The sequence below is a fragment of the Dactylosporangium siamense genome (genome assembly GCF_016862795.1).
Taxonomy (GTDB): Bacteria; Actinomycetota; Actinomycetes; order Mycobacteriales; family Micromonosporaceae; genus Dactylosporangium; species Dactylosporangium siamense.
On the sequence record NZ_BONQ01000058.1, the window covers coordinates 1 to 12,520 of the forward strand.

The 12,520-nt window shown below is 70.7% G+C and carries 16 protein-coding genes and 1 pseudogene; 8 read left to right on the forward strand and 9 right to left on the reverse strand.

The window, feature by feature from the left end; all coding sequences use genetic code 11:
• Positions 1 to 577: 577 nt before the first annotated feature.
• The 3 genes from Dsi01nite_RS19875 to Dsi01nite_RS19885 are packed head-to-tail and all read left to right on the forward strand — an operon-like array spanning position 578 to position 2,966.
• Complete coding sequence (locus tag Dsi01nite_RS19875) at positions 578 to 1,102, forward strand: SigE family RNA polymerase sigma factor (RefSeq protein WP_203847697.1); 525 nt, start codon at positions 578 to 580, stop codon at positions 1,100 to 1,102.
• Positions 1,099 to 2,445 (forward strand): hypothetical protein, encoded by a 1,347-nt coding sequence (locus Dsi01nite_RS19880; RefSeq protein ID WP_203847698.1) that lies wholly within the window; start codon positions 1,099 to 1,101, stop codon positions 2,443 to 2,445. Before Dsi01nite_RS19875 ends, Dsi01nite_RS19880 begins: the two co-directional genes overlap by 4 nt.
• Before the next feature lie 29 nt (positions 2,446 to 2,474).
• Positions 2,475 to 2,966 carry a hypothetical protein gene (locus Dsi01nite_RS19885; RefSeq protein ID WP_239136020.1) on the forward strand — a complete coding sequence of 164 codons (492 nt, stop codon included), beginning with the start codon at positions 2,475 to 2,477 and terminating at the stop codon, positions 2,964 to 2,966.
• 413 nt (positions 2,967 to 3,379) lie between these two features.
• Here the strand turns inward: Dsi01nite_RS19885 and Dsi01nite_RS19890 are convergent, their stop codons facing one another.
• The 3 genes from Dsi01nite_RS19890 to Dsi01nite_RS19900 form a co-directional block, all read right to left on the reverse strand.
• Positions 3,380 to 3,625 carry a hypothetical protein gene (locus tag Dsi01nite_RS19890; protein WP_203847699.1) on the reverse strand — a complete coding sequence of 82 codons (246 nt, stop codon included), beginning with the start codon at positions 3,623 to 3,625 and terminating at the stop codon, positions 3,380 to 3,382.
• Positions 3,622 to 4,095: an ATP-binding cassette domain-containing protein gene (locus tag Dsi01nite_RS19895; protein WP_203847700.1), complete on the reverse strand. Its 474-nt coding sequence runs from the start codon at positions 4,093 to 4,095 to the stop codon at positions 3,622 to 3,624. Before Dsi01nite_RS19895 ends, Dsi01nite_RS19890 begins: the two co-directional genes overlap by 4 nt.
• A gap of 125 nt (positions 4,096 to 4,220) precedes the next feature.
• Positions 4,221 to 4,421 (reverse strand): hypothetical protein, encoded by a 201-nt coding sequence (locus Dsi01nite_RS19900; protein ID WP_203847701.1) that lies wholly within the window; start codon positions 4,419 to 4,421, stop codon positions 4,221 to 4,223.
• Between the two features lie 53 nt (positions 4,422 to 4,474).
• Here Dsi01nite_RS19900 and Dsi01nite_RS19905 point away from each other — a divergent pair, with 53 nt between their 5' ends.
• A complete protein-coding gene (locus Dsi01nite_RS19905) occupies positions 4,475 to 5,119 on the forward strand; it encodes a TetR/AcrR family transcriptional regulator C-terminal domain-containing protein (protein WP_239136021.1) in 645 nt (214 codons plus the stop codon).
• Between the two features lie 48 nt (positions 5,120 to 5,167).
• Here Dsi01nite_RS19905 and Dsi01nite_RS19910 read toward each other — a convergent pair whose 3' ends face one another.
• The gene (locus Dsi01nite_RS19910; RefSeq protein ID WP_203847702.1) at positions 5,168 to 5,425 is read right to left on the reverse strand and encodes a hypothetical protein; all 258 of its coding nucleotides are present in this window, start codon (positions 5,423 to 5,425) and stop codon (positions 5,168 to 5,170) included.
• Positions 5,426 to 5,484: 59 nt separating this feature from the next.
• Here Dsi01nite_RS19910 and Dsi01nite_RS19915 point away from each other — a divergent pair.
• Positions 5,485 to 5,931 (forward strand): annotated as a pseudogene (locus Dsi01nite_RS19915) (tetratricopeptide repeat protein); the annotation flags it as partial.
• On the opposite strand, the gene infA reads toward Dsi01nite_RS19915, so the two are convergent.
• The 3 genes from infA to Dsi01nite_RS19930 form a co-directional block, all read right to left on the reverse strand.
• On the reverse strand, positions 5,928 to 6,152 hold the full coding sequence (infA, locus tag Dsi01nite_RS19920) for a translation initiation factor IF-1 (protein ID WP_203847703.1): 225 nt from the start codon (positions 6,150 to 6,152) through the stop codon (positions 5,928 to 5,930). The pseudogene Dsi01nite_RS19915 and the gene infA overlap by 4 nt on opposite strands.
• Complete coding sequence (locus Dsi01nite_RS19925; RefSeq protein ID WP_203847704.1) at positions 6,152 to 6,886, reverse strand: GNAT family N-acetyltransferase; 735 nt, start codon at positions 6,884 to 6,886, stop codon at positions 6,152 to 6,154. Before Dsi01nite_RS19925 ends, infA begins: the two co-directional genes overlap by 1 nt.
• Positions 6,887 to 7,072: 186 nt before the next feature.
• The gene (locus tag Dsi01nite_RS19930; RefSeq protein ID WP_203847705.1) at positions 7,073 to 8,086 is read right to left on the reverse strand and encodes a fibronectin type III domain-containing protein; all 1,014 of its coding nucleotides are present in this window, start codon (positions 8,084 to 8,086) and stop codon (positions 7,073 to 7,075) included.
• Positions 8,087 to 8,260: 174 nt separating this feature from the next.
• On the opposite strand from Dsi01nite_RS19930, the gene Dsi01nite_RS19935 reads away from it, so the two are divergent.
• Both Dsi01nite_RS19935 and Dsi01nite_RS19940 read left to right on the forward strand, forming a co-directional pair.
• Entirely contained in the window at positions 8,261 to 8,875 is a 615-nt protein-coding gene (locus Dsi01nite_RS19935) for an RNA polymerase sigma factor (protein ID WP_239136022.1), read from the forward strand.
• A complete protein-coding gene (locus Dsi01nite_RS19940) occupies positions 8,875 to 9,846 on the forward strand; it encodes a hypothetical protein (protein WP_203847706.1) in 972 nt (323 codons plus the stop codon). Before Dsi01nite_RS19935 ends, Dsi01nite_RS19940 begins: the two co-directional genes overlap by 1 nt.
• A gap of 46 nt (positions 9,847 to 9,892) precedes the next feature.
• Here Dsi01nite_RS19940 and Dsi01nite_RS19945 read toward each other — a convergent pair whose 3' ends face one another.
• A complete protein-coding gene (locus Dsi01nite_RS19945) occupies positions 9,893 to 10,252 on the reverse strand; it encodes a YybH family protein (RefSeq protein WP_203847707.1) in 360 nt (119 codons plus the stop codon).
• A gap of 29 nt (positions 10,253 to 10,281) precedes the next feature.
• Entirely contained in the window at positions 10,282 to 10,989 is a 708-nt protein-coding gene (locus Dsi01nite_RS19950) for an SDR family NAD(P)-dependent oxidoreductase (protein WP_203847708.1), read from the reverse strand.
• A 137-nt stretch (positions 10,990 to 11,126) separates the two neighbouring features.
• Between Dsi01nite_RS19950 and Dsi01nite_RS58365 the strand changes: the two genes are divergently transcribed.
• Entirely contained in the window at positions 11,127 to 12,050 is a 924-nt protein-coding gene (locus Dsi01nite_RS58365; RefSeq protein WP_203847709.1) for a LysR family transcriptional regulator, read from the forward strand.
• The last annotated feature ends 470 nt before the right edge of the window (positions 12,051 to 12,520 follow it).

Genomic DNA, 12,520 nt, shown 5'->3' on the forward strand with positions numbered 1-12,520 from the left:
AGGGCGGGGTGTGTTGCCTCGGCTGAGGTTGGTCGCGTCGATTGTCGGGCCGCACAGGCTTGTCACCTCGTTCGGTGGGTGCGCCATCTCGAGTCCGGGCCGCCCTCGTTGCGTCGAACTGGTGCATCTGCCGCTCCCATGGGCTTGGGTGCGCTCTGCTTACGGGATCCTTCGAGACTCCGGTCGTCGAGTGATTCGGTTGCCGCCACCGTGGGCAGTCGCGGCCAGGGCTGTCGCGCTGCCGTCGCGGGGATCATCCGCCCTCGCGACGGTCTGCTGGTTGTCGTTGGTGCTGTGGTCAGCCTAGTCGCCGGGTATGACAGTTTTGTGCCGGCTGCCGGGCATGCTCGCCTCGTTCACAACCCGATGGATTACTGGTCGCTCGCGCGGCGATCCACCGGCTCTGCCAGGTCTTCGGACGACGGTAAAACCGTCCTGGGCGGGACTTGTCTTCTCGCGTCGGGCAGGCGGCCACCACGGCGCCACGATGAGCACCTCCGGGCAATCCAAGAACGCGGGAGCTTCCGGGCAACAGTTTCGTGGGCATCGGCGTCCCTGGGTGGAAGGGAGGTGACGGGTGGAGTCGAAAACAGGGCCGGAAGGCTTCGAGGAGTTCGTGCGTGGTCGTGCGGCCGGTTTGCTGCGCTACGGGTATGTCCTGACCGGCAGCTCGCACGACGCGGCTGATCTGGTGCAGGAGGCGCTGGTCAGGCTCGGCGCTGGTTGGTCGCGGGTCCGGCAGAAGGGCAACCCCGAAGGGTACGTCCGCACGACGATGGCGCGCCTCTATATCAGCTGGTGGCGGCGCCGACGGCGGGAACTGCTCGTCAGTGAGGTGCCCGATCGTCCGGGCCACGACGGCGAACCGGCGCTCAACGAGCAGAGCGGGCTCTGGCAGGCGCTGCTGCGCTTGCCGCCGGGCCGGCGTGCGGTGCTGGTGCTGCGCTACTACGAAGTCTGCACCGACGAGGAGATCGCCTCGATCCTTGGTGTCTCTCGCGGCACCGTGCGCAGCCAGGCCGCTCGTGGCCTGGAGCAATTGTCGAAGACCTGGGAACCAGCGGACGGTTCGACGGCGGCGTTGTTGAAGGAGCCGACATGAAACCCACACTCGAGCAGGAGTTGATCAACACGCTGGAGACCGGGGCGCGGCAGGTTGCCGAGCCGGACGGCGCGTTGTTCGCCAACGTCGCGCGCCTCGTCAAGCGGCGACGGCGGCGACGGCGTCTGACTGCCGTGGCGTCAGTCGCGGTGCTTGTTGCCGTGGTCGGCGGGAGTCTGCCGCTGATGGGCAGGCACGTCCAGCCGGCGCCACCGTCGGTGCCGCCGGATCTGTCGGCCACCTACCCGCTGACGGTTCCGGACTTCGACAACGCGCCGAACGTCGCGGATGTCTGGCCGGAGGCGGTGCGAACGCTGCCCTTGACGTTGCCGGGCGGCGGCCGTTACGTCGTGCAGGCCGTCCTGCCCCATGGGCGGTATGTCGTGCTGAACTACAGCGAACGTCTGCCGGGGTTCCGGCTCGATCGTCCGAGTGTCTTCGACCCGGGCGCCGGCACGGTGCGGGAGCTCGCACCAGCCGACGCGTCGACCAGCATCATCGGCCTCGGGGTTATCGGCAGTAATGCGGTGTGGGCGACCACACCGCTCGGCGCGACCGGGACCACAACAGAGTACGAAGTGTGGACCGCTTCCCTGGCGGGCGGTGCGGCCAGCAAACTGATCACCCTTCAGCATGAGGACAACCAATTCACCGGAAGCCTCACAATCGCAGGGAATTCTGTGATGTGGGACCGATACGAAGCCGTGAAAGTGGATGGCAAAGGTCAGCGACGGAGCGTCGGCATCTACCGGTTGCCGCTGAGCGGTGGCCAACCGCAACTGGTCGCGGGCACCCAGGGCTATCGGGTGACCAGCGGCTACGCGGGCTGGGGCGGAGCGTCGGCGGTGGCCATGCGGAACGGCACCGAGACCACGACGCCGTCGGGCTGGACGACTGACGATCCGGCAGACGCGCCCCTGTTCGACCTCACCAGGAGCGTTCCCGTGCCTTGGAGCCGAGCGCCCGAGGTCGATACCGGTCCGATGGGGTACATGGAGTGCGGCCTGCTCGGATGCACGGGCCGACGCGACGGTGCTCCGAATCCGGCCAACCCGGTAACCGCCTTTGTGCAGCGCCGCGACGGGTCAGGCTACCTGGAGGTCGGAGACAAGGACATCGGACCGGTTGGTGACGGCCGGTTCCTGAAGCTCGAATATTCCGCCGGGCCCACGTCCGGCCGCCGGCTGGTGGTGTGGGACCGGAAGTCCGCCACGGCGGCCTCGTGCGGCGTCCCCGTCAGCGACGGGTTCATTCGTCCTGACCTGTTGGAGCTCGGCCGGCCGTTTGTCACCTGGACCGAAGGCTCCACCATGAAGCTGCTCGACATCACGGCGATCGAATAACTGGTATGCGGGCCGTGCGTTCAAACTTCGTGGAGCAGCAGCAGGTCATCGTCGAGATACTGCGTCGCCTCATCGGTCGGCGGCTTGTTGCCGTAACCGAGGCTCGCCATTGGTACGAGGGTCGCAGGGGTGGCGACGCCGAGAGTTTGCTGCACTTTTGGTGGCATTTCGAGGGCATCCCGCCCGTCATGGCTCACGGCTGCGGGGAGCACCTGTCCCTGGATTTCGCCGAGCCGTACCTGTCATATGACATGGCGGAACAGGGGGAGACGCGAGTCGGGTCGGCGCGACTCCCTGACGTCCTGGCTGCGTACGCAGGACAGCGGTTGCTCGACGCCGCGCCGATCCAGGGCTGCACCCCAGAGCCGTCCGTCGGCGGCGTCCAGCTGCGATTCGAGCGCGACGACCTGGTCGTCGCGTCGGTCGGTGACGAGTGGCTGTTGGTGCGAGGATCGATCCCCGAGGAGTTCGGCGCCCACCTGACCGCTGGAGGCTGGCTCGTCAGCCAGCGCGACGAATGAGACTTCCGCAGAGGTCTGCATGTGTGGTGGCTTCCGCTCACCCGTGCCACGTTGAAGCCGTGACGCTCCAGAGCTTTGACGACGCGGGCGCCCGGGACGGAAGGGATCGGCGGCATCAGGCTGCCAGGGTGACGGACAACTCGCGAGGGACACCGAATTCCTCGATAAGGCCGAGAAGCGCCTCACGGAGGTTCTCCGGCGGGGCCTCCTCGGTGTCCCCCTCGCCGTGGGCGCCGACGCCGGGACGCAGTTGGGAATGGGCGCACCAGACCCCTCCTCGTCGCGCTCCACGGCGACGTGCACAGTGACGGTGCGGGGTGCAGCAATTGCACAACCACAGGCCGATTCCTGGTGGTGCCGTGACGGCGAGGGATCAGCGGTCACGGGCTGCTTCCGTGGGTGCGCTCGTGCCGCTACTCCCAGGTGCTCGCCAGGTCGGCGGTGCGGCGGCGCACCGGTACGACCGCCGGGGCCAGGCTCGCGGCCAGCGCGATGACGAGGCAGGCGTCGGTGATCGCGGCCACCGGCCACCACGGCACCACGATGAGCACCTCCGGATTCCTGTCCCGCAGCGCGAGCGCGAGGCCGGCGGCCGCGGTCTGCGCGGTGATCCGGTCGCCGACCCGGTGAGCGGCGGGCGTGGTCGACGATGAGGTCACCGTCCACGCCTGCCAGCCGCCGAGGGCAGGTCGGCCGGTAGTGCCCGGGACTCGACGGCGTCCGCAACGCCGGGCGCCCCCGTGGCGTCGGTGTTGCGGGTGGCGTCGCCGGGGGTGAGCGTGGCCGAGCCGGACATGCGGGCCGCGACCGCCTCGGCGGTGGGCTCGCCGGTGACCCGGCCGTCGGCGAGGGACAGCACGCGGTCGGTGAAGGTCGCGGCGAGCGGGTCGTGGGTGGCCATGATGACGGTGAGCCGCTCCCGGTCGACGAGGTCGCGCAGGATGCCGAGCACCTGCCGGCCCGCGGCCGAGTCGAGCGCGCCGGTGGGCCCGTCGGCGAAGACCACCTCGGCCCAGGCGATGAGGGCCCGGGCGATGGCGGCCCCGCTGCTGCTGACCGCCGGAGAGCTGCGCGGGGCGGTGCCCGGCGCGGTCGGCCAGCCCGACCACGCGCAGCGCCTCGACCTCACCGGATCCGCTGCCGAAGACCTTCCGCACGGCGCGCGACGAGACGGCCGGTCCCGCACCGGTCACGGCACCACGACCGGCCGGCGGCCGCGCGGATCGTGGTGGGGCACGCCACCCGCCGCCGTCATCACACCTCCCGGCCGAAGAAGCCCGCGACCCGGCGCTGCCAGGCCGGCATGAACCGGGGTGGGCGGGAGTGCGAGTGGTGCCGCGAAGGGTGCCGGGCGTGGCCGTGGACCCCGGCCGGCCGTTCGGCGTGCGGGGGAACGCCGGGCAGGCGATGCGTCGCCCGGTGCAGCAGGCCGCCCAGCGAGTGCTTGATGGTCATCTCCAGGCCCTCTCTATCAGTGATAGAGAAACTTTAGCACTGATAAAGTGGCGGTGGGAGGTACCAAGGTGGCGCTGGACCGGCAGCGGATCGTCGCCGAGGCCGTCGCGCTGCTGGACGCCGAGGGGCTCGACGGGGTGACGACCCGCAAACTCGCCGCGCGGCTCGGTGTGCAGTCACCGACGCTCTACTGGCACCTGCCCAACAAGGCCGCACTGGTCACCGCGATCGCCGACGCGATCCTGGACCAGGAGTTCACCGACAGGTCACCACCCGGACCGGACCAGCACTGGCAGGACTGGCTCGGCGACCTCGCCCAGCGGCTGCGCCGGGCGCTGCTCGCCCACCCCGACGGCGCCCGGGTCATCTCCGCCGCCCAGCTCTCCCGCGCCATGGCGGCGATCTCCGAACTGGCCATGAGCACCCTGGTCGCGCGTGGTGTATCGCTGGGACAGGCCCGCGTGATCGTCCTGACCGTCGAACGCTTCACGGTCGGCCACGTCCTGGAAGAACAGGCCCCCCGCCCGGACGCGGAAGCGCTGAAAGGCTTCGACCTGGCCGCCTTCACCGAGCAGCACCCGACCGTGGTCGCCGCGATCACCGACTACTTCCAGCCCGGCCGCACCGTGGACGACCTGTTCCGCGACTGCCTGGACGTGGTCATCGCGGGCGCCGCGTCGAAGGCGGCAGCGCGCTGAGGCCACGACGGCGGCCCCGGGGTTCGCCCGGAGCCACCGTCGTGGCGTTCAGCCGCAGAAGGTGAAGACCTCCTGGCGGAACTCCGACTGGGACTGGACGAGGTATTCGGGGCTGTGTGCCCCGCCCCAGCGGATGCACTTGCCGTCGGCGTAGGCCTCGACCGCGGCGTAGTACTTGTATGTGCCGCTGTCCTGGAACCAGCCCTTGCCGTCGCCCTCCACGTCGATCTCGGCCACGACGGGCGACGGGAAGCCCGCTTCCCACTGCACGATGGTGGCCACGCAGTTGTCGCCCGCGCGGTACATGACGTAGATCTTCGCGGCGTTGCGGACCGCACCACCAGGTCGGATACGCGCGAGCGCTCAACTGCGTCGGGTGGAGCCAGGCGAAGCTCGCCCGCTACGACGAGGCCCTGGCCCACTGCCGGCAAGCCGTGGAGATCCTGCGGGAGGCCCGGGACCAGATCGGTGAGGCCAACGCGTGGGACAGCATCGGATTCATCCATCACCGGCTCGGCGACCACCGGCGGGCGGTCAGCTGCTACGAGCAGGCCGTGAGCGGATACCGGCAGCTGCGTGACCGGTCGTCGGTTGCGGCCACCCTCGCCCGGCCCGGCGAGGCCCACCGGGTGATCGGGGATCACCGCTCGGCCCGCCGGGCATGGCGGCACGCCCTGAGCATCATGACCGAGCTGGGCCACGTCGAGGCGGCCGACCTGCGGGTCAGGATGGACGGGTTGGGCGGGGCACCGGCGGCGCGCGGAGGGGACGGCACCGGGAGCCCGGCGCCGTCCCGTGGTTCCGAGCGCTAGTTGCGGTACCGGAAGAGAATCCGGCCCCTCGTCAGGTCGTACTGGCTGAGCTCGACCAGCACGCGGTCGAACGGCAGGATCTTGATGTAGTTCTTGCGGATCTTGCCGCTGATGTGGGCCAGGACGATGTGGCCGTTGGGGAGCTCGACGCGGAACTTGGCGTCGCGCAGGCACTCCAGCACGGTGCCCTCGAGCTGGATGCCGTCGGTTGCCTTGGGCATCAGCGGATCACCAGCTCGAGGTTGCTGCCGGTGCGGTGCGCGCCGGCGGCCTCGAAGAGGGCGATGGCCGCGGTGTTGGCCTCGTGCACGTCCGCGGAGACCGTCCCGACGCCGCGGGCGTGGGTGGCCGCCAGGATCTCCGCGAGCAGGGCGCGGGCGATGCCGCGGCGGCGGCGGTCGGACCGGACCGCGATGAGGCCGATCTTCGTGTGCCTCGGCAGCAGCGCCAACCGGGCCAGGCCGACGTAGTCGTCGAGCTCGGTGGCGACCGCGTAGTGGGTGGGGTCGAGCGGGCGGGACAGCACCGCTGCCGGCATCTGGTCCCAACCGATCGTGGCCTCGATCTCGGCGCGGATCGTGCGGTCCAGGTGGCGCAGCGGGTCCAGCTCGGCGGTGCCGGCGGGCAGGAGCGTCAGACCCGGCGTCGGTACCGTACCGTCGCCGCCGCTCGGCATGACGTACTCCCATTCACGGCGGCGGGTGGTCAGGCCGGCCTGCACCCACCGGGTCCGCAGGTCGACGTCGGCCTCGTCCACGACGGTGTGCAGCGGTCGTGGCAGGGTGGCCAGCATGGCCTCGGCGAGGCGGGCGAAGACGTCGTCGTGCCAGGCGTCGACGCTCAGGAAGAGGCGGCCGTCCGGGCGGGGCGAGGCGTCGCCGCGGCCGACCACGAGGTCGTCGTCGAGGGCATGCCACTGCCGCTCGGCGACGCGGGTGATGACGAGTGTGTTCATCGGTGTCACCTTTCGGGAGATCCCAAAGGGACGCTCCCGGGCGGCACCTACCGCAGTCGCCCGACCGTGACGGGAATGGGGAGCACCCATATCGCTACTACGTTCACGGTGCTCACCCCCTCAGGCAGAACCACGGTCGCTGGAACGCTACCGCCACCGTCCGCCGCCCGTCCAGCGATTACCCGATCACGTCGCCGTGACGGTGACCGGATTGGACCTCGGTGACTCGCCGGCGGAGTTCAGGGCGGTCACCTCGTACGTGTGCTCGCCCGCGGGGACGTCCACGGCCAGGTACGCCGGCCCGTAGCTCCACGCGATCCGGGTCCCGTCGCGGTAGACCTGGTAGCCGTCGCCGGCGGTCTGTACCGCTTCCCAGGCCAGCCAGACCTGGCCCGGCGCGGGGGTGGTGGCGATGAGCGAACGGGGGGCGTACGGCGGGGCGTCCTGGGCGGGCATGAGGTTCGCGGTGACCGGCCCGGAGAGCGCCGACTCGCCCGCGGTGTTGACCGCCGACACCGCGAACACGTGCGAGCTGCCGGGTGCGAGCCCGGTCACCACGACGGAAGGATCGGAGTCCGCGGTGGTGGCCCGCAGCACGCCGTCCTGATGGATCCGGTACCGGCTGGCGCCCGGCGAACCGGTCCAGGTGAGCCGCACCGAGTGGCTGGTGGTCTCGGACGGCGCGAGGTCGATCGGCGGGACCGGGACGGTGGTGCGGCTGTCCGGGCCGGAGAGCACGAGGTCGTCGGCGGCGAACGCCGCCTGGGCGTACCAGCCGTGCACGTGCACGCGGACAGCCGTGGTCGTCGGGCCGGTGGTGAAGGTGACGGACAGCCGGGTCCACTGACCGCTGGGCGGCGACCAGGTGCCGCCGAGCTCGGTGCCCAGGAAGGCGTATCCGCCCCGGACCCAGCCGGAGAGGGCGTACGTGGCGCTCGGCCGCACCGGGACGGACTGCGCGCATTCGGCGGTCGTCGTCAGCGTCGGGGTGCCGGTGAGTGAGTACTGACCGGAGTGCCCACCCCAGGCGGCGGTCGTGCCCGCGTCGCAGGTCCAGCGGGCGAGCGGCTGGCCGTGTGCCGCTGACTCGAAGCCGGAGTTGGCGAGCAGATCGGGCGGCGGCGGCACGGCGGCGGAGGCGGCCGGCGGCGCGACGATGAGTGCGCCCACGAGGACCAGGCAAGCGGTCAACCGGTGCACGGTGTGCTCCCTCCACGAACCGAACCGAACCGAACCGAACCGAACCGAACCGAACCGGCCGCCGACCCGGCCGCAGTTCTGTAAGGAAACCTTTCTAAACAATGGATGTCAATGCACACCCCTCCGGGGCGAACACTTTTCCGGCCTCCGGCGAACTCCAGGTGTGATGCGACTGTGGACGATGTGGAGGAGGCGGACTTGGTCGTGGTGATGCACCCCGGCACAGCGCAAGGGCCCTACGCCGACGCCGACCTCATCGAGCAGGCAAAACGGGCACCCGAGCGGTTCACCGCCGTGTTCGACCAGCACTACCGGCAGATCTACGCGTACGCGGCCCGCCGCCTCGGTCCCGACCTGGCCGAGGACGTGGCGTCGGAGACGTTCCTGATCGCGTTCGACCGCCGGCACACCTACGACAGTGCGCGGGCCGGCGTGCGGCCATGGCTGTACGGCATCGCGTCGAATCTCATCGCCCGGCACGCGCGGGCCGAGACCCGCCGGTACCAGGCCCTGGCGAAGTCCGTCGGCGCGCAGGAGTCGGACGACCACGCCGACGCCGTCGCCGGGCGGCTCGACGCGATGGCCGTGCGCGGGCGGCTCGCCGACGCGTTACGGCGGCTGCCCGAGCCGGTCCGAGCGGTGCTGCTGCTCGTGGCGTGGGCGGGGCTCAACCAGCAGCAGGCCGCGGCGGCGCTCGACATTCCCGCCGGCACGGCCAGGTCCCGGTTGCACCGGGCACGTCAGGAGATGCGGCAGGCGCTCGGCGCCGAGATCGAGGTGAGCGAGTGATGGACGTGGACTTGCGGACGGCGTTCGGGGACGACCCGGTGCCCAGTCAGGAAGCGGAGAACCGGGCCCGGGCGGCCCTCCACCAGCTGATGTCGTCGAAGGAGCAGCGAGTGACCAGCAGCAACCGGCGCCGTTTCGTGATCACGGCGGCGCTCGCCGCGGCGGCCGCCGTCGTGGCCGTGGTCGCCGTCGTGGTGACGAAGGACGACCTGCCTGCGTCGGTACCGGATGTCGCATCGGCGAAGGGCGTCCTGCCCTTCGCCCGTCCGGCCAGCGCCGCGGAGTACCTGGAGAACGCGGCCTGGACGGCCGAGCGCAAGCCGTGGAAGGACCCGCGGCCGGACCAGTTCATGTACATCGAGACGCTCCAGCTGCGCAACAAGCCGGCCTACGAGAACGAAAACCCGAACGGCGCGATCAGGCCCGACCTGAGCGAGCAACGCAAGATCCAGGAGTGGTGGAGCGTCGACGGGCAGAGCAGGGCGAGCTACCAGGACGGCCGGCTCGTGGTGACGAAGCGCGGGGAGAACGGCGAGTTCTGGAACCGGATCGCCTGGCCCACGATCGCGGCGATGACGAGCCCCGGCAAGGTTCCGGACGCCGTGCCCGGGCCCGGGTCGCTGGCCGTCGAGCTGGACGCGTTCATCGGCCAGTACGTGGTGCCGCCGGCCGTGCAGGCGGCGATCTTCCGGCACCTGGCGCAGGCGCCCGGGATGACGATCAACCCGGACGCGGTGAACATCGACGGCCGCCCGGCGATCGGTCTCGGCCGGATCCTCGAGGGCTACCTGTCCGAGGAGCTGCTGTTCGACCAGGAGACGTACCAGTTCATCGGCGAGCGCCTCGTGGCGATCAAGGACCACGTGACCCACGGCGACGACGCCGACCTCGTCAGCCACCGGGGCGACGTGTACCGCCAGGCGATCTACGCGAAGCTGATCATCGTCGACCGCCCCGGCGACACGCGGTAGCCCGGGCCGGAGTGCGGCGGACGGGGCCGCCGCACTCCGCGCCGGTTCAGGCGAGGTGGGACACCTGATAGTGCGCGATGCGCCACCCGTCGCCGGTGCCGCGGACGATCACGCACAGGAACGCCGCGAGGGGCGGGCGGTCGGGGAACGAGAACTCCACGGACGCGTAGCCGAGGACGAGGTCGTCCGCGAGGCGGCGGGTCTCGCGCAGGTCGTACGTGGCGGAGAGGCCGAACGGCTGCGACGCGTAGTACCCGGCGACGGCGGCCGGGCCGACGCCGTACGGACGCATGCCCTGGAAGATGGCGTCGCCGGTGAACAGCGCCGCGACGCGGTCGGGGTCGTGGGCGTCGACGGCGGACTTCCAGCCGTCCAGGACGGTGCGCAGCATGCTGTCCTCGGTCATGAGCTGCTCCTTCGGCGATGGAAGAGCGGTCAGTGCCCGGCGGCCTGGCCGCCGTCGACGTGCAGGATCTCGCCCGTGACGAAACCGGCGGTCTCCAGGTAGAGGATCGCGTCGACGATGTCACCGATGTCGCCGATACGGCCCATCGGGTTCAGCCCGGCGAGCGCGTCATGCGTCTCCGGCGCGTGCATCGGGGTGCGGATGATGCCGGGGGAGACCGCGTTGACCCGGATGCCGCGGGCCGCGTACTCGATGGCCAGGGACCTGGTGACGGCGTTGATGCCGCCCTTCGTGAGGGACGCGAGGGCCGACGGTACGCCGGAGTTGGGGTGGTCGACGAGGCTGGCCGAGATGTTGACGATGTGACCGCCGCCCTGGACCAGCATCGCCGCGACCGCCCGTTGCGACACGTCGAAGAAGCCGCGCAGGTTGACGCCGGTGATGAGGTCGAAGTCGGCGGCCGTGTAGTCGGTGAACGGCTTGGCGACGAACACGCCGGCGTTGTTGACGAGCGTGTCGACGCGTCCGAACGCGTCCAGGGCCCGCTCGACGACACGGGCGCCGACGGCGGGATCGGCGATGTCGCCGGCGACGGTCAGCAGCAGCGGGTCGCCGGAGGGCTCGATCGACCTGGAGTTGGCGACGACGGCGTAGCCGAGCTTGCGGTACGCGGCGGCGACGGCCTCGCCGATGCCCTGGGAGGCGCCGGTGACGAGAGCGACGTGCGGAGTGCTCATGAGATCGTTCCGTTCTCTGATCGGGAGTGGCGTGACTGCAGCCTGGCTCGGTGCCGCCCCGGTCCGCACGACCGGCTGGCTCACTGCTGGTAGGTGAAGCCTCCTACCCCCGTTTCGCGCCGCAATACGATTCCGTGGTGGAGTTACGCCAGCTGCGCTACTTCGTCGCCGTGGCCGAGGAGCTGAACTTCGGCCGGGCCGCCGGGCGGCTGCGGATCGCCGGCCCGTCGCTGTCCCAGCAGATCAAGAGCCTGGAGCGGGACCTCGGGGTGCGCCTGTTCGACCGGGACCGGCGCTCGGTCGTGCTCACCACCCGGGGTGAGGCGCTGCTCCCACGGGTCCGGGCGCTGCTCGAACAGGCCGACGAGCTGCGGCGTTCAGCGGCCGGGATGGCGGCCACCGAGCCCGTGCGCCTCGGGTATGTCAGCTGGTGCCCCGCCGACCTCGCCGCCCGCGCCTCGGGGGTGGCGAAGGTCCACGTCGACGCCTGGGTGATGCCGTCGCACACGCAGGCGGCGCGGGTCGCCGACGGCGGGATCGACCTGGCGATCTGCTGGGTGCAGCACGACGACCTCGTGGCCGGTGGCCTCGACGCCCGCCTGATCGGGGTGGACCGGCTGTTCGCCGTCTCCGCCGGCACCGACGCCGCCGCCGTGCCGGCCAGGGACACGCTGGTGCTCATCGACGCCGACACGGCGAGCTGGTCGTCGTGGAACCGCTACGCGGAGCAGTACGCCCGCGACACCGGCGCCCGCATCGTGGCCATCGACGACGGAGGGGTCACCGGCCCCGCCTTCTTCGACCACGTGCGCCGGCTGCGCCGACCCGTCCTCAACTGCCCGAAGGGGCAGTTCGCCGCGCTGCCGCCGGACCTGGTGCCGCGGCCGGTCACCGACCCGGAGCCGTGCTGGACCTGGGCGCTCGTGTCCCGAGACGCCGAGACCCGGGCCGCGGTCCGCGCCGCGGTCGACGTGCTCACCCGCGACATCGGCACGCTCGGCCTCGACACCGGCACGACCTGGCTCCCGCCCGGCGACCCGTTCCGCCCGGCGCCGCGCTGACCGCGGGCAATGCGCACGTGCAATGTTCACGGCTGCGTCCACGGTTTCCGATCGGCACGGACGGTCGGCGTGAAAAGATCCTCATGGACGCTTGCGGCGGACGGTCAAGTGGTCGACACTCTGAACTCATTCAACCGTTCATGCGTGAATGTGCAGGTAGAACCGAGTCGCAATACCCAGCGTCACGTTAAACTTACCGCACGGGCGCGTTGATGAGCCAAGAAGCCTGTGGACCGAGATGCTGCGGACACCTCGGAATCACAGGCTTCTTGTTACTACCCTGCTCTCCACGACCAGACGTCCGGCCGTCACATTGGCCGTGCAGTTCCGACGCGCTGTGCCGGTCTTGTCAAACTCGCGTGCTGTCGGTGCAGGCGTAGCGGGTGGGAAGGCGAGGCTGACCTTCCCGGTGGCCCCAACCAGAGGTTGGTCCGGCCTTCCCGCGGTAGAGGTGCCGCTGGAAAGCCAAA